This window comes from Burkholderia sp. PvR073 (assembly GCF_054055695.1).
Map to the genome: position 1 here is coordinate 748,275 of NZ_JBSRXO010000001.1, position 25,346 is coordinate 773,620.

The 25,346-nt window shown below is 67.0% G+C and carries 26 protein-coding genes; 12 read left to right on the forward strand and 14 right to left on the reverse strand.

Annotated features, from left to right (window positions below; all coding sequences use genetic code 11):
- Nucleotides 1–5 precede the first annotated feature (5 nt).
- The 3 genes from ACVK00_RS03285 to ACVK00_RS03295 all read right to left on the reverse strand — a co-directional run bounded on the left by ACVK00_RS03285 (nucleotide 6) and on the right by ACVK00_RS03295 (nucleotide 3,134).
- Entirely contained in the window at nucleotides 6–1,847 is a 1,842-nt protein-coding gene (locus tag ACVK00_RS03285) for an Hsp70 family protein (protein ID WP_284891486.1), read from the reverse strand.
- Entirely contained in the window at nucleotides 1,844–2,434 is a 591-nt protein-coding gene (locus ACVK00_RS03290; RefSeq protein WP_284891485.1) for a DUF2760 domain-containing protein, read from the reverse strand. The genes ACVK00_RS03285 and ACVK00_RS03290 overlap by 4 nt, the downstream gene beginning before the upstream one ends.
- A gap of 259 nt (nucleotides 2,435–2,693) precedes the next feature.
- Nucleotides 2,694–3,134, reverse strand: coding sequence for an Rrf2 family transcriptional regulator (locus ACVK00_RS03295; protein ID WP_284891484.1), 441 nt, complete (start codon nucleotides 3,132–3,134; stop codon nucleotides 2,694–2,696).
- A gap of 143 nt (nucleotides 3,135–3,277) precedes the next feature.
- On the opposite strand from ACVK00_RS03295, the gene ACVK00_RS03300 reads away from it, so the two are divergent.
- The 5 genes from ACVK00_RS03300 (at nucleotide 3,278) to ACVK00_RS03320 (ending at nucleotide 8,317) form a co-directional block, all read left to right on the forward strand.
- Nucleotides 3,278–4,192, forward strand: coding sequence for an NAD(P)/FAD-dependent oxidoreductase (locus ACVK00_RS03300; RefSeq protein ID WP_284891483.1), 915 nt, complete (start codon nucleotides 3,278–3,280; stop codon nucleotides 4,190–4,192).
- Nucleotides 4,193–4,291: 99 nt separating this feature from the next.
- Nucleotides 4,292–5,218 carry a LysR family transcriptional regulator gene (locus tag ACVK00_RS03305; protein ID WP_175698035.1) on the forward strand — a complete coding sequence of 309 codons (927 nt, stop codon included), beginning with the start codon at nucleotides 4,292–4,294 and terminating at the stop codon, nucleotides 5,216–5,218.
- A gap of 113 nt (nucleotides 5,219–5,331) precedes the next feature.
- Complete coding sequence (locus ACVK00_RS03310) at nucleotides 5,332–6,462, forward strand: DSD1 family PLP-dependent enzyme (protein ID WP_284891482.1); 1,131 nt, start codon at nucleotides 5,332–5,334, stop codon at nucleotides 6,460–6,462.
- Between the two features lie 131 nt (nucleotides 6,463–6,593).
- Nucleotides 6,594–7,565 (forward strand): ornithine cyclodeaminase family protein, encoded by a 972-nt coding sequence (locus ACVK00_RS03315; protein ID WP_284891481.1) that lies wholly within the window; start codon nucleotides 6,594–6,596, stop codon nucleotides 7,563–7,565.
- A 29-nt stretch (nucleotides 7,566–7,594) separates the two neighbouring features.
- Nucleotides 7,595–8,317, forward strand: a complete 723-nt coding sequence (locus ACVK00_RS03320) for an HAD family hydrolase (protein WP_284891507.1) — start codon at nucleotides 7,595–7,597, stop codon at nucleotides 8,315–8,317.
- 676 nt (nucleotides 8,318–8,993) lie between these two features.
- Here ACVK00_RS03320 and ACVK00_RS03325 read toward each other — a convergent pair.
- The 4 genes from ACVK00_RS03325 to ACVK00_RS03340 all read right to left on the reverse strand — a co-directional run bounded on the left by ACVK00_RS03325 (nucleotide 8,994) and on the right by ACVK00_RS03340 (nucleotide 12,132).
- Complete coding sequence (locus ACVK00_RS03325) at nucleotides 8,994–9,392, reverse strand: hypothetical protein (protein WP_175759684.1); 399 nt, start codon at nucleotides 9,390–9,392, stop codon at nucleotides 8,994–8,996.
- The gene (locus tag ACVK00_RS03330) at nucleotides 9,389–10,915 is read right to left on the reverse strand and encodes a contractile injection system protein, VgrG/Pvc8 family (RefSeq protein WP_354123190.1); all 1,527 of its coding nucleotides are present in this window, start codon (nucleotides 10,913–10,915) and stop codon (nucleotides 9,389–9,391) included. The genes ACVK00_RS03325 and ACVK00_RS03330 overlap by 4 nt, the downstream gene beginning before the upstream one ends.
- Nucleotides 10,916–11,049: 134 nt before the next feature.
- Nucleotides 11,050–11,667 (reverse strand): glutathione S-transferase family protein, encoded by a 618-nt coding sequence (locus tag ACVK00_RS03335; protein WP_284891477.1) that lies wholly within the window; start codon nucleotides 11,665–11,667, stop codon nucleotides 11,050–11,052.
- A gap of 96 nt (nucleotides 11,668–11,763) precedes the next feature.
- Nucleotides 11,764–12,132, reverse strand: a complete 369-nt coding sequence (locus tag ACVK00_RS03340; protein ID WP_284891476.1) for a hypothetical protein — start codon at nucleotides 12,130–12,132, stop codon at nucleotides 11,764–11,766.
- An 82-nt stretch (nucleotides 12,133–12,214) separates the two neighbouring features.
- On the opposite strand from ACVK00_RS03340, the gene ACVK00_RS03345 reads away from it, so the two are divergent.
- Nucleotides 12,215–12,682, forward strand: coding sequence for a MarR family winged helix-turn-helix transcriptional regulator (locus tag ACVK00_RS03345; RefSeq protein ID WP_011660218.1), 468 nt, complete (start codon nucleotides 12,215–12,217; stop codon nucleotides 12,680–12,682).
- Nucleotides 12,683–12,712: 30 nt separating this feature from the next.
- Here ACVK00_RS03345 and ACVK00_RS03350 read toward each other — a convergent pair whose 3' ends face one another.
- Nucleotides 12,713–13,306: a TetR/AcrR family transcriptional regulator gene (locus ACVK00_RS03350; protein WP_105831634.1), complete on the reverse strand. Its 594-nt coding sequence runs from the start codon at nucleotides 13,304–13,306 to the stop codon at nucleotides 12,713–12,715.
- Nucleotides 13,307–13,425: 119 nt separating this feature from the next.
- Between ACVK00_RS03350 and ACVK00_RS03355 the strand changes: the two genes are divergently transcribed.
- Both ACVK00_RS03355 and ACVK00_RS03360 read left to right on the forward strand, forming a co-directional pair.
- A complete protein-coding gene (locus ACVK00_RS03355) occupies nucleotides 13,426–14,481 on the forward strand; it encodes a saccharopine dehydrogenase family protein (protein WP_284891475.1) in 1,056 nt (351 codons plus the stop codon).
- Nucleotides 14,468–15,235: an isocitrate lyase/PEP mutase family protein gene (locus ACVK00_RS03360; RefSeq protein ID WP_284891473.1), complete on the forward strand. Its 768-nt coding sequence runs from the start codon at nucleotides 14,468–14,470 to the stop codon at nucleotides 15,233–15,235. The genes ACVK00_RS03355 and ACVK00_RS03360 overlap by 14 nt, the downstream gene beginning before the upstream one ends.
- A gap of 144 nt (nucleotides 15,236–15,379) precedes the next feature.
- On the opposite strand, the gene ACVK00_RS03365 is transcribed toward ACVK00_RS03360, so the two are convergent.
- Nucleotides 15,380–16,591: an MFS transporter gene (locus ACVK00_RS03365; RefSeq protein ID WP_284891471.1), complete on the reverse strand. Its 1,212-nt coding sequence runs from the start codon at nucleotides 16,589–16,591 to the stop codon at nucleotides 15,380–15,382.
- A gap of 70 nt (nucleotides 16,592–16,661) precedes the next feature.
- Between ACVK00_RS03365 and ACVK00_RS03370 the strand changes: the two genes are divergently transcribed.
- Nucleotides 16,662–17,696 (forward strand): AraC family transcriptional regulator, encoded by a 1,035-nt coding sequence (locus tag ACVK00_RS03370; protein ID WP_284891470.1) that lies wholly within the window; start codon nucleotides 16,662–16,664, stop codon nucleotides 17,694–17,696.
- An 86-nt stretch (nucleotides 17,697–17,782) separates the two neighbouring features.
- Here ACVK00_RS03370 and ACVK00_RS03375 read toward each other — a convergent pair whose 3' ends face one another.
- Both ACVK00_RS03375 and ACVK00_RS03380 read right to left on the reverse strand, forming a co-directional pair.
- Entirely contained in the window at nucleotides 17,783–17,950 is a 168-nt protein-coding gene (locus ACVK00_RS03375) for a hypothetical protein (RefSeq protein ID WP_165752471.1), read from the reverse strand.
- Between the two features lie 76 nt (nucleotides 17,951–18,026).
- Nucleotides 18,027–19,931, reverse strand: a complete 1,905-nt coding sequence (locus ACVK00_RS03380) for a DUF3857 domain-containing transglutaminase family protein (protein ID WP_284891469.1) — start codon at nucleotides 19,929–19,931, stop codon at nucleotides 18,027–18,029.
- Nucleotides 19,932–20,261: 330 nt separating this feature from the next.
- Between ACVK00_RS03380 and ACVK00_RS03385 the strand changes: the two genes are divergently transcribed.
- Nucleotides 20,262–20,447, forward strand: coding sequence for a hypothetical protein (locus ACVK00_RS03385; RefSeq protein ID WP_006749647.1), 186 nt, complete (start codon nucleotides 20,262–20,264; stop codon nucleotides 20,445–20,447).
- A 425-nt stretch (nucleotides 20,448–20,872) separates the two neighbouring features.
- Entirely contained in the window at nucleotides 20,873–21,031 is a 159-nt protein-coding gene (locus ACVK00_RS03390; RefSeq protein WP_228909011.1) for a hypothetical protein, read from the forward strand.
- 113 nt (nucleotides 21,032–21,144) lie between these two features.
- Here the strand turns inward: ACVK00_RS03390 and ACVK00_RS03395 are convergent, their stop codons facing one another.
- The 3 genes from ACVK00_RS03395 to ACVK00_RS03405 form a co-directional block, all read right to left on the reverse strand.
- Nucleotides 21,145–21,465 carry a DUF1840 domain-containing protein gene (locus tag ACVK00_RS03395; protein ID WP_284891506.1) on the reverse strand — a complete coding sequence of 107 codons (321 nt, stop codon included), beginning with the start codon at nucleotides 21,463–21,465 and terminating at the stop codon, nucleotides 21,145–21,147.
- A gap of 205 nt (nucleotides 21,466–21,670) precedes the next feature.
- Nucleotides 21,671–21,907 carry a DUF3617 family protein gene (locus tag ACVK00_RS03400; protein ID WP_284891468.1) on the reverse strand — a complete coding sequence of 79 codons (237 nt, stop codon included), beginning with the start codon at nucleotides 21,905–21,907 and terminating at the stop codon, nucleotides 21,671–21,673.
- Between the two features lie 106 nt (nucleotides 21,908–22,013).
- Entirely contained in the window at nucleotides 22,014–23,984 is a 1,971-nt protein-coding gene (locus ACVK00_RS03405; RefSeq protein WP_284891466.1) for an APC family permease, read from the reverse strand.
- A gap of 453 nt (nucleotides 23,985–24,437) precedes the next feature.
- Here ACVK00_RS03405 and ACVK00_RS03410 point away from each other — a divergent pair, with 453 nt between their 5' ends.
- The gene (locus ACVK00_RS03410; RefSeq protein ID WP_012365354.1) at nucleotides 24,438–25,301 is read left to right on the forward strand and encodes a crotonase/enoyl-CoA hydratase family protein; all 864 of its coding nucleotides are present in this window, start codon (nucleotides 24,438–24,440) and stop codon (nucleotides 25,299–25,301) included.
- Nucleotides 25,302–25,346: the final 45 nt, after the last annotated feature.

Consider the following 25,346-nt stretch of genomic DNA (forward strand, 5'->3'; position numbering starts at 1 on the left):
CGCGCTCAGGCGGCGCCGCGCACGTCGAACTCGACCTTCCAGCGCTCGTCCGTCCCGCTCGGGATCGCCTCGAGCTCGAGCGTGCCGGCTTCGGTCACGCGCGCATGCAGCTTCACCGGCACGATCTCGCCGACCGTGCGCCCTTCGGCGGGCAGCGTGGCCTGGATTTCCTCGAGCTCCTGCAGCTCTTCCGCCGACCAGTAGTCGAGCAGCGTGCCGACCTCGTCCTGACGGCGCACCGACGACCCGAAGAAGCGGAACTGCACCGGTTCGCCGACGACGAGCCCGAACTCCTGCGGCGGCAGCGCCGCATCCGAGCCTTCCTCCATCCCGAACGGTGCGACGCACAGCGCCTGCACCGGCGGTTCGAGCCCCGGCACCGCGGGCATCGCCGACTCGATCGCGACGTAGTACGCACGCGCCGTGCCGCCGCGAATGCGCACGCCACGGCCGCGCTTCACGAAGCCGTAGTACGCGGCGCCGCGCGCGACCGCGAGATCGAGGTCCGCGCCTTCGAGCAGGCGCGCGGCCGGCGCACCTTCGGCTGCGAGCCAGCTGTTGAGCGTATCGAGCACGCGCTGCGTGAGCAGCGCCGACTTGAACACGCCGCCGTTGAACAGCACGGCGGTCGGATGCAGGAACGTCGCGCCTTGCGGCAGCGTGCGCTGCACGCCTTCGAGCGCGTCGAGCGCCGCGACCTGACGGCCGAGGAACGCCGCGAGATGGCGCGTGATGCCCGCGTCCTGCGCATACGGCAGGCCGAGCTGCGTCAGGCCGACGCGCGCGCGGCTCACCGGCCGCGCGGCCGCATCGACTTGCGGGAAGAAGCCTTCGAGGATCGTCTGCGTGAGTTCCGCGCGCGTCAGTTCCGTGCGGATCGAGCCGCCGATCAGCTTCGAGCCGCGGCTCGGCACGACGAGCGGCACCGCGTCGGTCGTCGGGTCGGACAGCAGCGTTTCCTTCGCGGCGCGGCACGCGTAGGTCAGCGCGCGCAGTTGCCACGGATCGGCCTGCGTGCCCTGCTGCGCGAGCTTGCGCGCGACCACGTGCGCGAGCGCGAGGTCCATGTTGTCGCCGCCGAGCAGGATGTGCTCGCCGACCGCCACGCGATGCAGCTCCAGGTTGCCGTCGCGCTCGACCACCGCGATCAGCGACAGGTCGGTCGTGCCCCCGCCGACGTCCACGCACAGGATCAGGTCGCCGACCCGCACCTGCTTGCGCCAGCCGCCTTCGCTCTTCTGGATCCAGCTGTAGAGCGCCGCTTGCGGCTCCTCGAGCAGCGTCATCCGCGTGTAGCCGGCGGCACGCGCGGCTTCCGCCGTCAGTTCGCGCGCGGCCGGGTCGAACGACGCGGGGATCGTGACCGTCACGTCCTGGTCGGCGAACGGGGCATCGGGATGCGCGTGGTCCCACGCTTCGCGCAGGTGTGTCAGGTAGCGGATCGAGCTTTCCAGCGGCGACACGCGCGCCACTTCGGGCGGCGCATCGCTCGGCAGGATCGCCGCGCGGCGGTCGACGCCCGGGTGGCACAGCCAGCTCTTCGCGCTCGACACGAGGCGAATCGGCGTGCCCGCGCCGCGGGTGCGCGCCATCTCGCCGACCGCGAAGTCGCGCGAGGCCGTCCACGGCAGCGTCAGGTCGCCCTGCGTCAGCTCGCTTTCATGCGGAAGATAGAGGAACGACGGCAGCAGGTCGCGCGACTCCAGCGCGCCGGGCGCGGTCAGCTGCGCGATCGGCAGCACCTGCTGCGTGATTTTTTCGCCGTCGCTCGCGGCGCTGTCGACGTACGACAGCGCGCAATGGGTCGTACCGAGGTCGATACCGATCGAATAGCGCGGATCGCTCACAGTTCCACCTCCGCCGGTGCGACCACCGATGCGTCGTGGCTGCCCGTCAGCTTCGGCAGGCGCACGTCGGCCACGCGCCAGCCGCGATGGCTGACCGTGCCCGTGAAGGGCGCCGCGCCGACCACGTTCCCCGTCACGCGCACGGCCGTCGCGTCGAAGCCGGCCGGCAGCGTCACGCGGCTGCCCTCGGCTTCATCGCGCACCGGCACGATCGTGAAGTGTTCGCGCAGCGCGGCACGGCAGCCGTCGTGCACGAGGCGTGCGGCGGCGCCGATATCGGCGTCCGCGTAGCCGGCGATGTCTTCCTCGACGAAGTCGATGAAGCGCGCATCGCGCTGCAGCAGGCCGAGCAATTGCAGCGCGGCTTGCGGGCTCGCTTCGCGCAGCTCGGGCGCCGGCGCCTTCACGGGCGCGGGTGCCGGAGCCGCGGTGGGGGTCGGCGCGACCGGCGCCGGGGCGACCGGTGCCGGCGCGCCGTCGCGCAGGCGCAGCACGCCGGCCGCGAACTCGCGGTTGCCGAGCACGGAGAAGAACGTGCCGACGGCCAGCGATAGCCGGCCGAAGAAGGACAGGTTGGTTTCGGGCATGGGGTCTGGACTCCTGTGGGCTCGCGACGCGGCGAGCATCTTGCCTGGGCGCCCGGCGACGGCGTGCGATTGCGCACTGCCGCCGCCCGGCGCGTGATTCGGACGCGCCCTCTCGGGTGCGGAAAACCCGTATTTTGCCCTGTGGCGGGCAAATCGGGCAGAAGTTGGGGGACAGAACATGGCGGCACGGCGGTTTCGCGCCGCGCCGGATTACGTCGGACTGCCGGCTATCGGCGGCCGGCCGCGATGTTGCAGCGCGTCAGCGCGGCGTGCGGCGGCGCGCCGCCTTCGCTTCGAAATCGCGTGACAGCATGCCGAGCGTGACCTCGCCGAAGCGCGCGAGCAGCACCGCTTCGGCCTCTTTCAGCGTGGCCGACAGATGCGCGTTGACCGCCTGTTCGACCAGGCATTCGGGGGCATCCTCGGACACCAGATCCGAAAACACCGGCGGCTCCCCCACCGCGCGATAGACGTCGAGCAGCGTGAGGTCGTCGAGCGCGACGGCGAGCGCCCAGCCGCCGCCGTGGCCTTTTTCCGACTGCACGTAGCCGCTATCGCGCAAGCCGCCGAGCAGGCGCCGCACGACGACCGGATTCGTGCACAGCATCGCCGCGATCGCCTCCGACGTCAGCGGGCCGTCGGCCTGGTCCATGTGGATCAGCGCATGCAGCATGCGCGACAAACGGCTATCGGTTCTCATCGACGGATGGCTCCCACTCTCGAAACTTCTGAAGTTGCATGAATGATACCATCGACCTATCATGCAACTTCTCATGTTTCATGAGTTGACCGTCATCGAAGCACGTTCTTCGCTGGCACGGATTCCGGAAAAGGGGTGAACACATGCAGAACCATCATGAAGTGATCGTGATTGGCGGCAGCTTTGCCGGGCTGTCGGCCGCAATGCAACTGGCGCGCGCGCGACGCCGCGTGCTCGTGATCGATGCCGGTCGGCCGCGCAATCGTTTCGCGGCGCATGCGCACGGCTTTTTCGGGCAGGACGGCAAGCCGCCGGCGCGGATCGTCGCCGACGCCGCCGCGCAACTCGCGGCCTATCCGACCGTGCGGCGGATCGCCGGCGAAGCGCGCACCGCCGAGCGCGATGCGCGCGGCCGCTTTCACGTGACGCTGGCAGACGGCAGCCGCGCCAGCGCCGACCGGCTGATCCTCGCGACCGGCATCCACGACGCGTTGCCCGCGCTGCCGGGTCTTGCGCAACGCTGGGGCATCAGCGTCCTGCATTGCCCGTATTGCCATGGGTACGAGGTGTCGGGCCGGCAGCTCGGCGTGCTGGCCACGCATCCGCTGTCCGTGCATCAGGCGATCCTGATTCCGGACTGGGGGCCGACGACGTGGTTCACCCAAGGCGTGGTCGAACCGAATGAAGAGGAAGCCGCGTTGCTTGACGCACGTGGCGTGCGTATCGAGCGGTCGCCGGTCGTCGAGATCCTCGGCGACGCACCGCGTATCGAAGCGTTACGGCTCGCCGACGGGCAGGTCGTGCCGATCGATGCGCTGTTCATCGGCGCGCGTACGGAGATGGCGAGCGATCTCGCGCAACAGCTCGGCTGTGCGTTCGACGAAGGGCCGCTCGGCGTGGCGATCCGCGTCGATACGTGGAAGCAGACGAGCGTTCCCGGCGTGTTCGCGGCCGGCGATGCGTCGAGCCTGATGACGAATGCGACGTTCGCGTCGGCATCGGGCGTCGCAGCCGGCGTGGGCGCGCATCGGTCGTTGATTTTCGGGCTGGATGCGTGACGGGCGTGAAGCCGCATGTCGGTTGACGCGGTGTAACGCTACCGTCTTCACGCGATGTGTTGTTTAATGCACCGCAACGCCAGCATTAAGAGACATGCAATGCTCGATCTCGAAGACCTTCGACTCGTCCGCGCGATCGGCGCGTCGCGCTCATTGGCATCCGCCGCTCGATTGCTCGACCTCACCCCGCCTGCGGTCACGATCCGCCTGCAACGGATGGAGGCGCGGCTGGACGTACGCCTTGCCGTACGACAGCCGAAAGGCATCGCATTGACCGACGAAGGCCAGCGGCTGTATCAGGAAGCCGTCGAGATTCTCGAGCGCGTCGAGGCACTGCCGGTCAACATCTCGGGCGATCACGGCGACGTGCAGGGCACGCTGCGCGTCGTCGCGCCGTTCGGCTTCGGACGCAAGTACGTCGCGCGGATCGTGCGTGACGTGCAGCGCGCGCATCCGAAGCTCGAGATCTCGCTGCACCTGTCGGAGAGCCCGCTGGGCAGTGCGTCGGGCGCCGACGTGGTCGTGCATGTCGGCACCCTGAAGTCGTCGTCGTGGATTGGCTATCCGCTCGCACCCAACGAGCGCTTCCTGTGCGCGAGCCCCGGTTACGCGCGTCGCATCGAGGCACTGAACCATCCGTCCGACCTCGCCCGCTACGACTGCCTGTGCCTGCGCGAGAACGACGAGGACGTTCCGCGCTGGCACTTCTCGCAACACGGCGACCACCAGGGCGAACCCAGGCGATCCGCGGTGATCCGCGTCACGGGCGCGCTTTCGTCGAACGACGGCACCGTCATCACCGACTGGGCACTGGCCGGGCTCGGCATCGTGGAGCGCTCGGAATGGGACGTCGCGCCGCTGCTCGCGAACGGCAAGCTGGTGCGTCTGCTGCCCGACTGGCATCTGCCGCCCGCGCCGGTGACCGCGCTGCTGCCGTCGCGCACCGGCCGCTCCGCGCGGCAACGGGTTTTTCTCGACGCCGCGAAGCAATTTCTCGATCCGCCGCCATGGCGCGGCAAGGCCTGAGCGGCCGTCCACGATTAAATGCGGCTTAATGATCGATTTGGCATGCGTTAAACACGCGGCTTGCCAACCGCCCTACAGTGTTCGCTGTCGGCAACCCACCGAGGCAACGCACCATGGGCATTCCACCCCTCAACACCCCCGCCGCATTGATCGACGTCGATCGCATGCGCAACAACATCACGCGCATGCAGGCGCATCTCGACGCGCTGGGCGTCAAGTTCCGGCCGCACGTGAAGACCACCAAGTGCCGGCAGGTCGTCGACGCGCAGATCGCGGCCGGCGCGCAGGGCATCACGGTGTCGACGCTGAAGGAGGCCGAACAGTTCTTCGCCGCCGGCGTGCGCGACATCGTCTACGCGGTCGGGATGATTCCGGCCAAGCTGGGCCAGGCGCTGGCGCTGCGCCGCCAGGGCTGCGACCTGAAGATCGTCGCCGACAGCCTGGAGACCGCGAACGCGATCGCCGAATTCGGGCGCGAGCACGGCGAGCGCTTCGACGTGTGGATCGAGGTCGACGTCGACGGCCACCGTTCGGGGATTCGGCCCGACGACGGCCTGCTGATCGACGTCGGCCGTGCGCTGGTCGACGGCGGCATGGCGCTCGGCGGCGCGCTCGCTCACGCCGGCTCCAGTTATGAATACGACACGCACGACGCGCTGGTCGCGATCGCCGAACAGGAGCGCAGCCGCACCGTGCACGCCGCCGAGCGCCTCAGGGCGGCCGGCTTGCCCTGCCCGGTGGTGAGCATCGGTTCGACGCCGACCGCGCTGTCCGCGACGAACCTCGACGGGGTGACGGAAGTCCGCGCCGGCGTCTACGTACTGTTCGACCTCGTGATGCATAACATCGGCGTGTGCGCGCAGGCCGACATCGCGCTGTCGGTGCTGACCACCGTCATCGGACACCAGGAAGAAAAAGGCTGGGCCATCGTCGACGCGGGCTGGATGGCGATGAGCCGCGATCGCGGCACCCAGCGGCAGGCGCGGGATTTCGGCTACGGGCAGGTGTGTACCGAAGACGGCGACGTGCTCGGCGAATACGTCATGAGTTCGGCCAATCAGGAGCACGGCATCGTGTCGCGCATCGATACGCCCGACACGCGCATCGCGCAGCGGTTTCCGATTGGTACCCGTTTGCGGATCCTGCCGAACCACGCGTGCGCGACCGGTGCGCAACATCCGGAATACCACGCGCTGAGCGGCGACGGCACGCTTCAGACCTGGCCGCGCTTCTACGGGTGGTGAGCGCCGCGAGCACGGTAGCCGGTGCGGCGATCCAAAGCCCGGCTCCCTCATCCGGACTGAATTGACAGTTTGTCTATATCTGTACAAACTATAAACATTGCGATTCGCATTGCCCCACAGGCTCGCCCACCATGCCGACAGACGCTCAACTCCTTCTTCTCGACCGCGATGTGGTCGAACCGGCGCTTCAAGCCGAACAAGTGACGGCGGCGGTGCGCGAAGCCTTCGTGCTGCATAGTCGACGCGCCGGACGCGTGTTCCCGGTCGTCCGCGAGAAGCTGCATACCGGCGGGGTATTCGGGATCAAGTCGGGCGACGTCGCGAGCCAGGATCTGCTCGGTTTCAAGGCGGCCGGGTTCTGGCCCGGCAATCGGGGCCGCGGTGGCGAACCGCATCAGGCGACGATCGCGCTGTTCGATCCGGCCACCGGCCGCCCGCTCTGCATCATGGACGGCAACGCGATCACCACGGCCCGGACCGGTGCGGCAGGCGGCCTCGGGCTGCAGGCGCTCGCCCGCCGCGACAGCACGCGCATCTGCGTGTTCGGCACCGGCGTGCAGGCGCGCGTCCAGCTCGACTATGCGATCAGGCTGCTGCCGCAACGGTGCTCAGTGCAGTACGTGAACGTCAGCGGCGAAATCGATCCGGAGTTCGAATCGGCATTTCGCGAACGCTGCGACATCCGCGTCGCACGAGACCGCAACGATGCGGTGGCCGACAGCGACGTGGTCATCACGGCGACACCGGGCGGCCGCCCGCTGTTCGATGCGGATGCGGTTCAGCCAGGCACGCATCTGACTTGCGTGGGCGCGGATACCGCGGGCAAGCGCGAACTTCCCGAACGCGTATTGGAGCGTGCACGGATTTTCGTGGACGATCACGAGCAGGCGCGCAGCATCGGCGAGTGTCAGTGGGCGCCGGATTTGCCACGCACTGAAATCGGCGACGTGCTCTCGGGGGCTGTGTCGGTCGATCGCGCGGCGAGCGAGATCACCGTGTTCGACATGACGGGGCTCGCGCTGCAGGACCTGACCGTTGCGCGTTTCCTGTATCGGCACGCTGTCGAACGCGGCGCGGGACGCGCGATCCCGTGGCCGTGGTGAATGGCGACTGCGTGGTATCTTCCGTCGCCATGCACCTGACCAACGTTTCCGCCATCTCGTTCGATCTCGACGACACGCTGTGGCCGTTCGGCCCCTCTGTCGAACGGGCCGAAGCGTCGCTGCATGCGTGGCTGCTCGCGCACGCGCCCGAAACCGCGCGCGTGCTGCCCACGTCGCAGGCACTGAGCCAGTTGCGCGACGAATACGAACGCTTGCGGCCGGATCTGGTCGGCGACTATCGTGCGTTACGCATCGGCTCGATCCGGCTTGCGCTGGAGCGCGCGAACGAAGACGTCACGCTGACCGACCGCGCATACGACGTGTTTTATTCCGCGCGGAACCAGGTCGAGTTCTTCGACGATGCATTGCCGGCGCTCGCGTGGCTGAGCGCGCGCTTTCCGCTGATCGCGGTGACGAACGGCAATGCGGACCTTCGGCTGACGGGCGGCGGCGAGTTCTTCCGCGAAACGCTCAGCGCGCGTGCGTTCGGCTTCGCGAAACCCGAGCCGGAGATCTTTCATGCGGCCGCCGCGACGCTTGGCGTGCCTGTGGGGGAACTGCTTCATGTCGGGGACGACTACCACCTCGATGTCGTCGGCGCGTTGAATGCGGGGCTTCAGGCGGCGTGGGTGGTGCGCGACACGCATCCGGACGGGGAACACGTTCGGCAACGAGCGGCTTCCGCACATCTCACACTGCGCGACCTGTCGATGCTTTGTCGGGCGCTCGGCGGCCCCGACGAGGTGTCGTAGACATTCTTAAGACGATCGGTCTGATCGAATCCTTCGATATGAATCGCCTGCTGTTCGGCAGCGTAGCACCCATACCGTGCGACACGTCTACCAAACTCGCATATCGGGGCGACAGAAACCCGAAACAATATCCATTAGCTCAAGAATCACCATCTGCCCGGATCACCGCTAACCTCGCTAACTACAAGGGCCGCTAACGCGGCCCTTGTAGTTAGTTACTGCTTGATGCGAAACACCTCTTGCAGCGTTACTTCATCATCCCAATCCCCATCTTCGAAGCATCTAACAACCCTACTGCTCAATGCTCCTTGCAATAAATTGTACAAATTGGGCGATCTAAAATTAACTTCCAGCCATAGTGCTCGATCACTCTCTTTTGTCAACCTAGCATTATACTCAGCCAACGTCTGTAGGCCCCGGTCCTTCAAGCAGACTTCCTGAGCTTGCGCTTTGACACAGGCGTCAGTGGACTTCAGTGAATCGATGACAAGCTGCGCTGAGGCAGCGTCGTCAAACACCAATCTATATTCGTAACTCATGATCCGTGCGGCCTCCCTCGAACGGCTGGCAGATCCGCAGGGTTACGGGACCAATGTGCGTTGGATCCGGTGATACAAGCACCTCCGCTGGAGCGCAATATAGTGCTCGAGTAATGCCTCCAAGAATATACTGCCGATCATGATCGGTTATCGAGATTGTACTTGGCGACTCTAGAAACATCCTCGTCCTCATCATCCGCAAGCCTTCTGACTACTGAAATAGGAGTCCTTTTATTCGAAGCGATGCCCTGCCGAACGATCGCATCAAGATCCCTTGACAATATATCAAATAATTCATCAGATAATTTCCTCTTCACGGCAATGAAACGACGAACATCAGGTTCAAATTTGCAAAGCAACGTCAAGATCTCAAGCGGAACCGTCTTGTTATAAGCAACCCATTTCCTGTATTCCGGGAATCTATCAATAACATCTTTCCACACTGAAACAGGAGCATCGTCAGTCGCAGCGCGATCATACTCCTCCTTGATAGAACTATCTCGCAGCGCGACAAACTCTTCAGCAGAGTAAATCATTTCGACTCCTTGCACTTCAATGAATCAAAATCAACCCTCTTCCCCGTATCGCTCTTGTGTTTATTCATAAAATCACCATAGACATCGGCGTCTGCAACCCATGCACCATTTTTATCGTATAATTTCCAGGCACTGTTTCCATGCCCCGTTTGATCTTCGGACCACCACATACCTGTACTCGGATCTCGCACATACTTAGCGTAGCCGACGCCAGGCACGTTGCCTGAACATATCCTGTCGAAATGATTTACTTCCCACTTTCCTCGGCATGGACACTTTGCATTCTGGTTCGCCTTTGAAGATACTTGTTTTCTTCCTGCAGTTCCTGGCGCTTTTGACAATCCGAACGGGTCAACCCACTCGATAGGGTTCGCTGCGTATTGATAGACGTTTAACCCACCCTGCAGCCCAATCGGGTCCTTCGAAACGAACCTACCTGATTGCGGATCGTAATACCGATACCGGTTGTAATGCAGCCCCGTCTCTTCATCGTGATGCTGCCCCTGAAACCGGATCGCGTTCCCCACCTCATTCCGCTCCGGCTTCTCCCGCCACACCGTCTTCTCACCGCCCCACGCCCGATACCGACCCAGCCACACCACCTTACCCGCGTCATCCAGCAGTTCCTGCGGTGTCCCCAGATGATCGTTCTGGTAGAACAGCGTCGCATGCCGCGTCTTGGCCGGCACCTGGACGAAGCCGCCGTCCGTGCCCGTGGCAATGAACGCCGCCTCCACCAGCGTCTCGTCCAGCCGTGCCAGCGGCACGAACGTGCCCGGCTCGTGCAGGTACAGCGACGCGCCCTGCCACTGCCGCCGCTCGCCGAACGTATGGACCCGCTGCGCCACCGGCACCGAGTACGCATCATCCGGATCCTCACGTACCACCTGCGGCGCGCGATAGGCATCGACGTCGTCGCCGAAATGCAGTTCGTCGCCATGCTGCCCGGCACGGAAAAAGCAGAACAAGCCCGTCTGTTCCATCAGCAACCTGATGTAGTCCCAGTCGGACATCCGGTACTGCATGCGGAACGCGAGACGCGGATAGGCGCGCCTCAGCTTGAACGAGAACTGATGGGAGCGGAATTCGTGCCGCCTCAGGATCGATTCGATGATCTCCGGCACGGACTGCTGCTGGTAGATGCGTGACGTTTCGACGAGACGCAGGCGAGCGACGAACGGCTCGACAACGATGCGATACGACACGAAATCGCGGGTCTTGCGAATCTGGCCGAACGCGGTGATGCAGCCGGCGAAAGTACGCTGGGCGTCGACGGCGCCGTCCGCTCCTGCCGGCTCGATCGTGAAGATCGCCGGGCGATTGAGATAGTCCGTGCGCGCGAGCGGGGCCGGGCTGGTCAGCGTCAGGTCGATTCGATAGGGCTCGCCGAGCCGCTCGTCGAGCGCGAACGACATAATCGACAGGTCCTGCGCCCGAGGCGCCCCCGGCACCTCCAGGAAATACGACTGACGACCGGTTATCCATTGCGCGAGCGCACCCTGTGCACTTCGTTGTCGAGCCATGTTTTTCTCTCAGCCACTGATTTTTTTGTGGAAGCTGAGGGATAAAGGATGGCCACGTTCTCGTCCAGCGAATGGCAACAGTCCGCAACAATGTTCGTGGTTGACCCCGCGCTCAAGCCGGATCAACCACCCGCTCACGCCGCCTTGCGCGCCTCCGCAATCCGCTGCGGCGCCTTCGGCCGTGCATACAACCGTTCGAGATACGCCCGCAGTTGCGGGAACGGTTCGATCAGGTTGCATTCGCTCGCCCAGTCGATCAGATACGCCGTCACGCAATCGGCCACCGTCAGCGTATCGCCGACGATGAATTCACGCCCCTCGAGATGCTTGTCGAGGATCGTGGCCATCGCCTTGAAATCCTCACGCGCCAGTTCGATGTCGGCCGGCGAACGCTTCTCGGGCGGATAGATGAACGTATGCCGCGTGATGCGCCACAGCGGCTGCTCCAGTTCCGTCACCGCGAACATGATCCATCGATAGGCCTCGGCACGCCGCGCGAGATCGACCGGCAGCAACGCCTTCTCCGGATACTTGTCCGCGAGATACAGCACGATTGCAGCCGACTCGGGAATCACGAGGTCGCCGTCCACCAGCACGGGCACCTTCCCGGCCGGATTGAGATGCAGGAATTCGGGCCGCTTGTGCTCGCCCGCGAGCAGGTTGACCGACACGAATTCGAAATCCGCGTCCAGTTCCTTCAGCCCCCACAGCGCGCGTTGCGTGCGGGTGCCGGCAAATCCGTAAAGCTTCATTGCAGTGTCTCCATCCTGAATGTCGGGAAAGGGTCCCCATGCAGGCCGCGGCGCATCGACGCCACGCGGCGCCCGGCATGGTTCATGGTTGATCGTTCACATGCCAGGCACCGCGAGCACCGGCATCACGTCGATCGCGTCGCCCGGGAACAGCGTGAAATGCGGATGGCCTTCGAACAGCGCGGCGGCAGCATCGTGCGATGCGGCGCGCACGACGGTAAAGCCGCTCATCGCATTGGCGGTGTCCGTGATGCCGCCCTTGCCGACGGTCTTGGTCTTGCCGAGCGGCCCGCCGAGCTCGACGATCGCGTCGCGATGCCGGTCGACCCACGCATGCCACGCGGCGATCCCTTCCTTCTCCCGCGTGCGCCGCTCCTCCTCCGGTAGCGCCATCCACGCCTTCATGGCCGGGCTCTCCTTGCTGCCGAGGAATACCGCGAGATACAACTGCTGTTGAGCACTCATGCTTCCTCCGTCCGATGGCGGGAACAGCGGGCTGCCACTCCTCGCCCTTGACAAGATAGGTTGATATCAACACAATTGCAACATGGCACGCAATGAAAAGCTTCCTTTCGAAACGACGCTGATGGTGCGCGATTGCTGCCTGTGCCTGCACATGCAGCGCGCGGCGCGCAATCTCGCGCGCATCTTCGACGATGTGCTGCGTCCGCTGGATCTCACCAACGGCCAGTTTTCGCTATTGATGTCGCTGAACCGGCCGAAACCGGCCGCGATGAAATCGGTCGCGTCGCTGCTCGCGATGGATCGCACCACGCTGACCGCCGCGCTGAAACCGCTCGAGCGGCGCGGGCTGGTCACGATCGTGCAGGATCCGGACGACAAGCGCAGCCGCCTGCTCGAACTCACGCCGGCCGGCCATCGTCTGCTGGCCGACGCGTTCCCGCTGTGGCAGCAGACGCACGCCGAGATCGAACAGCCGTTCGCGGCGGGAGAAGTCGATGTGTTGCGCGATCAGTTGCGCACGCTGTCGGAGGATCCGGCTACGCGCGGCTGAAGCCACGCGCGGCCCGGCACTACCCGCGCTTCACTTCCTGCCCTTCGTCGGCATCAGCAGTTGCGCGAACTCCTGCAGGAAGCGCACGGGGCCGTGCGCGTGCAGCGCGTGCCCGCTGCTGAGCGCGCCGTCGATGACGGTCGCGAGCCGCAGCGCGTAAGTCTGCGGTTCGTCGATCCCGATCGCGCTTGCCAGTTCCGTCAGCCGGCGCCGCAGTTCCTGCTTGTGCGCGACGGCGACCTTGCGGGCCGGATGATTGCCGTCCGCGTACTCCGCGGCGATGTTGATCTGCGGACAGCCGCGATAACCGGGCCGCTCGATGCGCTCGCCGATCCACTGCAACTGCGCATCCAGCTCCTCGCGCGGCGTGCGCCGGTACCGCGCGGCCACCGCGTCCCAGTGCGCCCAGAAATCCGCATCCTCGCGCAGCAGAAACGCCTCGATCAGGTCGTCCTTCGTCGCGAAATGCCGATACAGGCTCGTCTTCGCGACGCCCGCCTGCGCGACGATCAAATCCACACCGACCGCGCGCGTCCCTTCCCGATAGAACAGTGCGCTGGCCGTTTGCAGAATGCGCTCGCGCGTATCGGGCGCGCTCCCCTTCGTGTCTGTTCCCTGTTTCATCCAAGCCCGGCCGCCAAGGGCCGCCCGTCCCGCAAAAGTGCATCCGATGATAGCACCGCGGGGTTGACGACGCTACAGGTCTGTACTATAAAACAAACCGGTCTGTATCGGAGTGGATCATGGACGATCGAATGACGGTTGCAGTGTATGGCGCCACGGGTCACACCGGGCGGTTTGTCGTCGCCGAACTGGAGCGGCGCGGCCTCGGCGCGATGCGCATCGGGCGCGATGCCGCGCGGCTCGCGCAAGGCGGCAACGACGCGGCGCCGTGGCACGTCGCATCGGTCGACGATCCGGCCGCGCTCGACGCCGCATTGCGCGGCGCGCACGCGGTGATCAACTGCGCGGGCCCCTATCTCGACACCGCGCTGCCGCTCGCCGATGCGGCGTTGCGCGCCGGTATCCCGTATCTCGACCTGACGGCCGAGCAGCCGTCCGTTCAGACACTGACCGACCAGCGCGACGCCCGCGCACGCGCCGCCGGTGTGACGCTGGTGCCGGCCGCCGCGTTCTACGGCGGCCTGGCCGACCTGCTCGTGACGGCCGTCGTCGACCCGCACCGGCCGATCGAGCGCGTCGACGTCGCGACCGGCCTCGACAGCTGGCATCCGACGCGCGGCACGCGCGTGACCGGCGAGCGCAATCACGCGACCCGGCTGATTCAGCGGGACGGCAAGCCGACCGCGGTGCCCACGACGGCACGCGAGCGCCGCTGGCCGTTTCCGTCGCCGCTCGGCGACGTCGACGTGACGCTGCTGCCGTTCTCGGAAGTGATGACACTCGCGCGTCATCTGCGCATCGATACGATCGAGTCCTGGCTCGCGACACTCGCGCTGCGCGATGTCCGCGATGCCGGCACGCCGCCGCCGCAACCGGTCGACGCGCTCGGCCGCTCGGCGCAGCAATTCGTGATGGACGTAGTCGTCGTGCAGAACGGCATCACGCAGTGCGCGACCGCATCGGGACGCGACATCTATGCGGTCAGCGCGCCGATCATCGTCGAGGCGACGGTCCGCCTGCTGCGCGGCCGTACACTGACGCCGGGCGGCGTGCGCAGCCTGGGCGAACTGTTCGACGCGCGCGATTTCCTCGCGGCGCTCGACACCATCGACGTATCGTTCGATACGATCACCGATCGGCATTTCAACCGGAGGGACGAGCATGAGTCGCAATAAGAAGGAAAAAGCCGCGTATTTCCGTTCGCTTCATCGCGCGGGCGAGCCGCTCGCGCTGTTCAACGTGTGGGACGCCGGCAGCGCGCGCACGGTGGCCGACGCGGGCGGCGTCGCGCTGGCGACGGGCAGCTGGTCGGTCGCGGTCGCCAACGGGTTCGCCGACGGCGAGCAGATGCCAAAAGCGCTCGTGATGGAAGTGCTCGCGCGGATCGCGCAAGCGACCGACCTGCCCGTCACCGTCGATCTCGAAAGCGGGTACGGCGAGCGGCTGGAGGAGGTGGCCGACACGATCGCGCGCAGCATCGAGGCCGGCGCGATCGGCTGCAATCTGGAGGACAGCTTTCCGGCGACGGGCGAGCTGCGCACCGTCGACGACGCGGCCGCGCGTCTCGCGGCGGCCCGGCAGGCGGCCGATCGCGCGGACATCGGCTACTTCATCAACGCGCGCACCGACGTGTTTTTCACGGCCGCGGCCGACACGCACGACGAACGGCTTCTGGACGACGTGCTGACCCGCGCACGCGCGTATGCGGCGGCGGGCGCCGACGGCCTGTTCGTGCCGGGCCTGCACTCGCCGGCGCTGATTCGCGCGCTGACGGCCGCGTCGCCGCTACCCGTGAACATCATGCGCGTGGCCGACACGCCGACGCTTGCCGAACTCGCGGAATACGGCGTCGCGCGCATCAGTCACGGGCCCTACCCTTACCTGCAGGCGATGAAGGCGCTGGCGGCAGTGGTGAAGCAAGGCGGCTAGCCGCTGCTCTGGGGCGGACAGCGGACGATTACATCCGATGCAATCGCCGTCCCAAACTTCAGGTGTCGCGCCGCCATTCCGGCGGCGCGCATCGTACCGAGCAGCGGGCCGATGCGCGATCACGCGCCGGCCCGCTGCGATCCATCATTCGGCCAGCGCCGGCGAGACGCCAACCCGCTTCGGCACGCCGGTCACGATCGTCGCGACCGCGATGGCCAGCACCGCGGCCGCGCCCAGGAACACGCCGCCCGCGCCATTCGCGTCGAACACGACGCCGCCGGCCGCCGCGCCCGTCGCGATCGCGAGCTGAATCGCCGCGACGATCAGCCCGCCCGCGCTCTCGGCTTCATCGGGCACCGTGCGCGTGACCCACGTCGACCAGGCGACCGGCACGCCGCCGAACGCCATCCCCCACAACGCGACGAGCACCGCGTCGATCATCGGCGCTCGGCCGAGCGCGACGAGCGCGATGCCGAGTACGACCATCAGCGCCGGCATCCCGATCAGCATCGGCCGCAGCCGGTGTTCGAGCACGCGGCCCGCGAGCGACGTGCCGACGAAGTTCGCGATCCCGTAGCCGAGCAGGATCGCCGACAGCCCGTTCACGCCGACGCCGGCGACCTGTTCGAGGAACGGCCGCAGATACGTGAAGAACGCGAAATGCCCGGTGAACACGAGGATCGTCGCGAACATCCCGAGGCCGACGGTCGGCCGGCGCAGCACGTCGACGAGCGTGCGCAGCCGCGTCGTGCCGCTCGGCGGCATCGACGGCAGCGTCATCACCTGCGACACGAACGCGACGCCGCCGAGCCCGGCCGCGATCAGGAACACGTTGCGCCAGCCGATCAGGTGCCCGAAGTAGCTGCCCATCGGCGCCGATGCGATCGTCGCGACCGCCACGCCGCTGAAGATGATCGACAGCGCGCGCGGCACCATCGCGGTCGGCACGAGCCGCATCGCGGTGGCCGTCGCCATCGTCCAGAAGCCGCCGAGTGCGACGCCGAGCACGACGCGGCCGATCAGCAGCGTCGTCAGGTCGGGCGCGAACGCGACTGCGAGATTCGATGCGACGAGCAGCAAGGAGAACGCGAGCAGCACGCGCCGGCGGTCGATCGTGCGCGTCAGCGCCGAGATCAGCAGGCTCGTGACGAGCGCGACGGTCGCGGTAGCCGTGACGGCCTGGCCGGCCACGCCTTCGGTCACGCCGAGGCTGTCGGCCATCGGCGTGAGCAGGCTCGCGGGCAGGAATTCGGCGGTGACGAGTCCGAACACGCCGAGCGTCATCGCGAAGACGGCACCCCAGGCCGGGGCGCGGGGAGCCGCCGGGGCGGCGGCAGAGGAGATTCCGGGATTCATGCGTCGTTCCGAGTGAGATAGGGAAAGTACTGATGACGGCCTATCGTAGGGAACCACGGCAGGACGGTCTATGACATACAATCCGTTCTTGTTGATCGATCGTCCGAATCTCAAAATGGCCGAGCCACTGCTTCCCCCCGTGCCCGACGTGCACGACCTCGTCAGCGAGTTGCTGCTGGGCATGCGCCTGAGCGGCGTGCAGTACCGCCGGATCCAGGTGCCGCGGCCGTTCGGGCTGAGCTTCGGCCATGCGCCGGGCCGCGCGCAGTTCCATTTCGTCGGGCGCGGGCCCGTGCTGCTGCGCGACGCGGCCGGCACGATGGTGCGGCTCGAGGCCGGCGATGCGATCCTGCTGCCGCACGGCCGCACGCATGCGCTGGTGTCCGATCCGGATGCGCCGTGCCGCGAGATCGGCGGGTTCGAGGTCGCGAAGATCTGCGACACGGTCGCGTCGGTGGCCGCGACGTCGTGCGCCGCGGCGGAGCCGGCCGCCGGCGACGCGCTGATCTTCAGCGCGTGCATGGAACTCGATCTCGGCGGCATGCAGCCGCTCGTCGGGACGATGCCGGAGTTCATGCACGTCGGCACGCTGCTCGCGCGCTACCCGGAAATCCGCCCGATGCTCGACGCGATGGAGCGCGAATCGTGCGCCGAACGCGCGGGCTTCGCGGGCATCCTCGCGCGGCTCGCGGACGTGGTCGCCGCGTTCATCGTGCGTGGCTGGGTCGAGTGCGGATGCGGCGACGCGACGGGCTGGGTGCAGGCGCTGCGCGAACCGAAGCTCGGTCGCGCGATCGTCGCGCTGCATCGCGATCCGGGGCGCAACTGGAGCGTGTCGGAACTGGCCGCCGAAGCGGGCGTGTCACGCTCGGTGTTCGCGGAGCGCTTTCTCGCGGCCACCGGGATGACGCCCGTGCGCTACCTGACCGAGCTGCGGATGCGGCTCGCCGCGCAGTGGATCGCACGCGACCGCGAGACGATCGAGGCCGTTGCGTACCGGCTCGGCTACGGGTCGCTCGCCGCGTTCAGCCGGGCGTTCAAGCGCGTGGTCGGGCGGCCGCCGGGCGCGGTGCGCGCGGAAGGCGACACGCACGCCGACGTGTAACGCGTCACGTACAACGCGGGCCCGGGCGAACGCCTGTCGAGTCGCCCCGGCTTCGTTCGCTCCGTCTTCGCCTGCGACGACTCCGCTCAGCCGCTGCGTGCCTCGAGCCGATCGACCAGCGCCGTCGCGCAGCGCACGGCCAGCGCCGCGCACTGTTGCGCATCCACCGGCGCGCCGCTCATCATCGCGCCCTGCACGATCCGGCCCAGCAATTCCTTCGACAGGTCGGCGATTTCCTCTTCCCGCTTCGTCATGTTCGTCTCCCGCGCATCGGCCGAGTCCGGCCGCGCGTCCGATCGTGCCGAGCGCCGCATGCGCCGCGCCCGGCGTTCAACGTTGCCTTGCCCGCACGACGATCTGCGCCTGCGTGTCGCGCTCGATGCGTTCGAGCGACGCGCGCAGCGCCGTGTACTCGTCGGGCGTGCAGACCTGCCGGCCGAACGTCGCCGTCATCCGGCGCGTGACCTGCACGATGTGCGCGGCCGCATCGAATACGTAATGCGATGTGAAGTCGACGAAGCGGTCGTGCACGGCCGTATCGGTCGGCAGGTCGGTCACCGCGACGCCGGCCGGCAGCGCGATCTGGCCGGTCTCGTCGAACGTGCCACCGAGACATACCCACGGCTGCGTGCGCATCGGTTCGGCCAGCCACCCCTCGACCTGCGTCGCGATGCCGCCCGTGACGCTCGACAGCGCGGGCACGGCGGTCGTGCCGTCCGGCCACACGACGTGATCGAGCGTGCCGTCATACGTCACGTCGAACGGCCCGTCCGTCGCGCGGCGTTCGCCGGTCGAGATCCGTGCGCGGCCCCGCAAGCCGCTTTGCCGCAGGCGTTCGTTCGCGAGCTGCCGCACGCGCTCGGGCGGCGCGCGGCGAAACAGCGTGCGTTCGAGCTCCGCGGTCCAGCCGTCGTCCACGACGAGCGCGTGAAACCGCGCGGCGCCCGGTTGCGCCGCATCGATCTCCACGCGCGCGGTGCGGCGCTTCGGCTGCGTGGCCGGTGTGCGCGACAGCACGCCGGAGTCGACGAGCAGCGCCGGCCGGTCCATCACGATCGGCGGTAGATAGCCGAACGCGATGCCGCTCGTCGTGGTGTCCGCGTAGAGACCGAGACCGGGCAGCCACGTGATCGCGTGATTGATCGCGCCGCCGCCGTAGCCGGGCACGGAGGGCAGCGTGTACACGGAGCCGAGGTTGATCAGCACCGGTTCGCTGCGGATGCCGACCGCCGCGAGCAACGCGCCGAACAGCGCGACGTGGTCCTTGCAGTCGCCGTAGCGGTTGCGCAGGATGTCCGTCACGCGATGCGGCGCGGCGGCCGTCTCGCCGAGAAAAAGCGCGACGTAGCGCACGTTCGCCTGCACCCAGTCATACAGGAGGCGCGCCTTGTCGTGCGGATCGGCGACGTCGGCGGTGAGCGCGCGCGCCAGCTGCACGACGGCCGGATCGTTCGCGCCCGAGTCGACGGCCGCGTTGCGATAGCGCGCGGCGAACGCCGCATAGTCGGGCAGCGTGGACACCACGAGCCGGTCGCCGTAGGTCGGATAGCCGACCGAGCCGCTCTCGATCCGGTCGTACGCGCCGTGCCGGTAATCGAACGTATAACGCGTGCGGCCGTTCGCCGTGACCGGCGGCAGCGCGACGTAGCCGCGCGCGTCCGCCTGCAGCGGCATGTCCGCCGGCACGTCGAAGATCAGCCGCTGGTTCTCCACCGGCTCGCGCGACGGTTCGACGTAGTAGCCGAAGTAACCGGCGTTGACGGGCTTCGTGCGCGCCTTGCGGAACGCGATGCGCGTACTCGACCCGGCTTCGACGCCGGGAAACACGACGGTGCGCAGCAGGCCGTCCTGGAAGGTCGGCGCGCCGGCCGAACGCGGCTCCTGGACGTCGCGGATGCCGTCGGGCCCGACCGGATGCGCGACGCCGCCGCGATCGATCGTCTCGGCCGCGACCAGGTCGACCTTCTCCAGGTTCTTGTCGAACCAGACGTAGCGTTGCGCGATCGCGTCGATCCCGTTCGCATCGTTCGCGCGCAGTGTCGAATCGTCTTCCTCGTCGAGCGAGCCGTCGTGCTGGATCACGAATACGTGGACATCGCTGACGAGCGTGACGGGCGCTTCGTCACCCGAATCGGCCAACGCGGGCTGCGCGAGCGCGGCAGCGGCGACGGCCACCGCGAACGCGGCGGCGCGGTACGGCAGGCGGCCGGTCGATCGGAACGGAAAACGCATCACGTCGAAGCTCTCCGCGCGTTCGTGTTCATGTCGGGACGCGACGGGCACGCATCCGCGCGCCGCGCCCCGTCGTTCAACCCAGTGTGGGTGACGTGCCCGCGAGCGTCAAGCCGCGGCGCGGCCGGTCGCGCCGCGACGCAACATGTGGGCGGAGAAGCGCCGCACGCGTGATGCAGGGGGCGGTCGTACTTTCACGATCTGCTCCGCGCGCGATCGCTTTTTATATCACGTTATGACATACAATTCAGACAGTGAAAACGTGCGCGCGACGTCGCCGAAACGAATGACGATCCCGCGAATTCGACACGCCTGCATCGGGAAGGAGACATCATGCTGATCAACAACGATTTCGAAATCGGTTATCTCGTGATCGCGTTCGCGCTGCTGGGCGTGATCCTGATCGGGGCGCTGCTCACGGCGCTGCATCTCGAGCGGTGGCATCCGAAGCTGGTCGGCGCCGCGATCGGCGCGTTGCTCGGGATCGCGCTGATCGAAGCGATGCCGATGCTGACGTGAACGCAGCCGGGCCCTCGTTCGTACGCCGCGCGCGTGCCGCGACGTGGGCGTTCGCGGCGCGGGGTCGGAACGACCGGCGCCCGTGAAGGGAATCACCATGGAGTCCCCGCTCTGTCTGACCTACCATCAATATGAGAGCCGCGTGGGCGCGCGGGTCGATCCGGTGGCCGGCGAAGGCCTCCCGCTCGGCGCGCTGTACCCGCCGCGCGCCGTCGTGTGCTGGCGCGACGCCGACGGCCGCCACGACGCGCATCTGCTCGCCCCCCGGGCACCACGTGTTCCGCAACGACGCGGATGCGCGCCGGGTCGCGATCGCACTGGGCAAGCGCTTCATCGACATGAAGCTCACCGGCCTCTTGATGCCCATGCCGACCGGCTGACGCCGGCCGATGGCATCCATCGCTCCCCAACCTGCCGGAGGCGACATGGAAAACGGTATCGTCGCGATCATCCTGCTGCTCGCGGTCCTCGTGTTCGCGGTGCTGTTCTTCGCGGAGCAGCGCAGCCGCGAGCGCATACGTGACCGGCTCTTGCACCGGACGTCGCGGCGCTCGGAACGCTCGCATACGCACCACCATTCGTAAGCGGAAAGCGCCCCGCGCAAAAAAAACGGCCGACGGTATGGCGTCTTGCGACGCCACGCCGTCGGCCTTGCAGCGGAGGTCCGGTTCCCGGGTAGCCGGCGCGCGTCGCGCGCCTACACACCCCACATCACGTGCCGGCCCTGTTCGTGGGCCGCACGCATCATGTCCAGCAGCGGCCACGCGCGTTGCGCGAGCCCGCCCGCATGCGGCGGCAGCTCGGTGCGCAGCGCCTGCGTTGAACGCTCGTGCGCGCTTTCCCGCGCCACGTCATCCGTGATCGCCTGCTCGAGCCGCGCGATCGCGCCCGGCAATTCGTCAGGGGAAATCACCCCACGAACGTCGAGCTCCTTGCCGACGAGTCCCAACAGGTACTGCGCCAGATCGCGCAACATCACGATGTCCGGTGCGGCGGTTGACCGAAACGTAACCATCATCGTCATTTTTTCCCTCGTCGTCGCCGCGAGACCGTGCGGCGCTTGCCGCTGCCGGTCGTGGCGCGGCCCCGCGGCCATTCCCCGCTCTCCTGAACCGGACGTTCGCCCGGAACGCTGCGCGCATCGCGCGGCCGGGTTCACTTGCGGCGTAGAGGCCGGATAGCACGAAGTGCCTATTCTTATTTTATGTAACGCCGTGATGCATTCAAGCTTCCGGCGCGCGGGTGGCCGTATGTGTATCGCGAGATCGATGCATCAGCAGCAATCTGCCGACGCGCTTGCCGCGCTCCTGTTCGTTCGCGCAGGCCAGCGCGATCTTCAGCGTGGTGCCCGCGTAGTTCCAGTTCGTGATCGTGCAGTCGACGTTGTCGCGCTGCAGGCGCGACTCCATCGTCTTGCGCAGGTTCTTCGCGTCCGTGTCGGTCAGGCACGGGTCCGGCATCGGGTCAGTGCGTTGCGGCTGCGGCTTGGCCGTTCAGCTCGTACGCGATTTCGTCATGCCGGACGTTCGCTTTCATCGGCCCGCAGTCCCCGCTTCGTCCGCGCCGCTACCCGACGTTCATCGGCAACAGCACCATCTGCCTGCCCTCGACATGCAGTCGCGCCTGCAGTTCGACCGGCGTCTGGTTGTGTAGCCATGCGGTCAGGAAATTCACGCGCCGGAAGATCAGCTTGCTCGCGAAGCACACGGCGTTCGGATACGCATCGAGCGTCGACGACGCGAGGTTCATGAATTCGACCACCGGGTTGGTGCCGAATGCGATCCGGTAGTCGGCCGCGATGCCGTTGCGGCGGCAGTGCGCGACGTAGTAGTCGAGCGCCTCGGTGATCGTGTGACGCAGCCGCTCGAGATGCTCGTGCCCGTCGTACGCCTTCGCGTCGACCTCGCCCACCGCGAGGAAGATCACGTTGCGGAAGTGCCCCGGAAACAACCGATTGACCCACAGCAGCGCGTGCATGCTCGCACCGCGATGCTTGCCGACCAGCAGCACGGCCGTCGGTTGCGACGGATCGGGCCGGCCGGGCGCGGCGGCCTCGTCGACTTCCGGCGGCGCTCCCGAGAACAGCGCATCTTCCTTCGCAAGCTGCGCGCGCGTGTACGCGTAGTGGCGGTTGATCATGATGCACAGCGCGATCACCGCGCTCGTCACGAGCACCGTGAGCCAGCCGCCGGCGGTGAATTTCTCGATCAGCGTGATGACGAGCACGGTCGCCGTCACGCTGAACCCGAGCGCCGACAGAAAGAAGTGCTTGAACCAGCCGTGCTCGCTGCGATGGCGCCACCAGTATGTGCACAGCCCGAGCAGCGACAAGCTGAACGTGAGGAAGACGTTGATGCTGTACAGCACGACCAGCACGTCGACGCTGCCGTGCGTCCACAGCAGGATCAGGAGGCCCGACAGGCCGACGACCACGATGCCGTTCTGCCGCACGAGACGTGTCGACAGGTCGCGGAAATGGCGCGGCACCCACGAGTCCGACGCCATGTTCGACAGCACGGCCGGCCCGTCGAGGAACCCCGTCTGCGCGCCGACCAGCAGCAGCCCGGCCTCGAACGCGAGCACGGCCGCGAGCAGCGCGTGACGTGCGAAAGCGGAGCCGAGCCCGAGATGGTCGATCACGCTGCCGAACACGACCGCGTTGAGCGTCTGGCCGTCGACGGGCCGCGCGTGCCACAGCATGTACAGCAGGATGATGCCGCCGGCCGTGAACGCGAGCGACGTCGACATGTACCACATCGTCACCTTGCCGTTCGGCACGCGCGGATCGGCAAGCATGTTCACGTTGTTCGACACGGCCTCGAGGCCCGTGTAAGTGCCGCCGCCGAGCGAGAACGCGCGCATCAGCAGCGCGAGCATCACGAATACGCCGAGCGATTGCGACATCCCGTGCGCCTCGTGCACGGCGTCGGGCACGACCGTCGCGAGGTTGCCGCCGTGCACCGCGACGCCATACACGATCAGCCCGAAATGCAGCACGACGAAGCCGATGAAGATCGGCAGCATCACCATGATCGATTCGCGCATCCCGCGGAAGTTGAGCCCCGTCATCAGCAGGATCAGCACGATCTCGGTGGCGAGCTTGAACGCCTGCGCGCTGACCGGCAGCAGGCTGAAGAACGCGTCGACGCCGCTCGCGAGCGACGTCGCGACGGTCAGCACGTAGTCGACCAGCAGCGCAGCGCCCGACACGAGGCCCGGCTTCGACCCGAGCAGCGACGTCGCGACGCGATAGCCGCCGCCGCCAGTCGGGAACAGTTCGATCACCTGATTGTAGCCAAGCGCAATGATGAACACGGTCGCGGCGGTGGCGAGCGCCAGGAACAGCGCGAGCGGCGTGTGGTGCGCGAGCGCGAGGAATGCCTCCTCCGGGCCGTAGCACGACGACGACAAGCCGTCGGCGCCGAGCCCGACCCAGGCCAGCAACGGCGTCACGGCGATCGCATGGCGCGTGCGCGGATCGAGCGGGTCCAGCGGCTTGCCGACGAGCAGCTGCCACATCTTCTGGAGTGCGGCCATGGTCCCCTCCCGGAGCGCCGGGCGCGGCGGCGTCATCCTCTAACGCTAGCCGACACCCGGCCGCTGCACCAGTCCGCACATTCCATGAGACGCGATCGACGGCGCGGCGTCGCTTTCAGCGCGTAAGCGACCGACGCGCCACACATCTCCCCGGACGGCGTGCCCGCGCCGATCGTCATCGCATCGTCACACTGCCTCCGCTACCCCGCTACCCCCCCACGTTCTTCCGCCAAGCGATCGCATCGATCCGGTCGTTCACGGCTCGCATGGTCCGCACGGTTCACATCGAACGCGATGCCCCTCCTCGTCCCCGTCGTGCGTTGTTCCCCGCATTTCGGCTTTTGTGTGCGCGCAACAATGGCGGTGCCTCGCGGCCGGCGCCGTGCGGGGGCATTTGTCCACGGCGCCGGCCGCGATGCTCTTTGCAAAACCACATCTCACCGAGGACATACCATGCAACTCCAATCTCATCCGGCGTGCCGTCCGTTTTACGAAGCAGGTGAACTCACGCAACTGACCGCGTTCTACGAAGAAGGCCGCAACATCATGTGGATGATGCTGCGATCGGAGCCGCGGCCGTGCTTCAACCAGCAACTCGTCACCGACATCATCCATCTCGCGCGCGTCGCACGCGACTCCGGCCTGCCGTTCGACTTCTGGGTGACGGGTTCGCTCGTGCCCGAGCTGTTCAACGTCGGCGGCGACCTGAGCTTCTTCGTCGACGCGATCCGCAGCGGCCGCCGCGATCAGTTGATGGCCTACGCACGCTCGTGCATCGACGGCGTGTACGAGATCTACACGGGCTTCGGCACCGGTGCGATCTCGATCGCGATGGTCGAAGGCAGCGCGCTGGGCGGCGGCTTCGAAGCCGCCCTCGCGCACCACTACATGCTCGCGCAGAAGGGCGCAAAGCTCGGCTTTCCCGAGATCGCGTTCAACCTGTTCCCGGGCATGGGCGGCTATTCGCTGGTCGCGCGCAAGGCGGACCGCGGGCTCGCGGAATCGCTGATCTCGTCCGGCGAGGCGCATGCGGCCGAGTGGTACGAGGATCGCGGGCTGGTCGACCAGACGTTCGACGCGGGCGACGCGTATCTCGCGACGCGCACCTTCATCGACGTGACGAAGCCGAAGCTGAACGGCATCCGCGCGATGCTGCGCGCACGCGAGCGCGTGTTCCAGATCACGCGTTCCGAGCTGATGGACATCACCGAGGAATGGGTTCACGCGGCGTTCACGATCGAGCCGAAGGATCTCGCGTACATGGAACGCCTGGTGATGCTGCAGAACCGGCGCGTGTCGAAGCTGCGCACGGTGTGACGTGAGTGGCGCGCGCCGCCGCGTGGTGGGCGGCGCGCGCCGTCT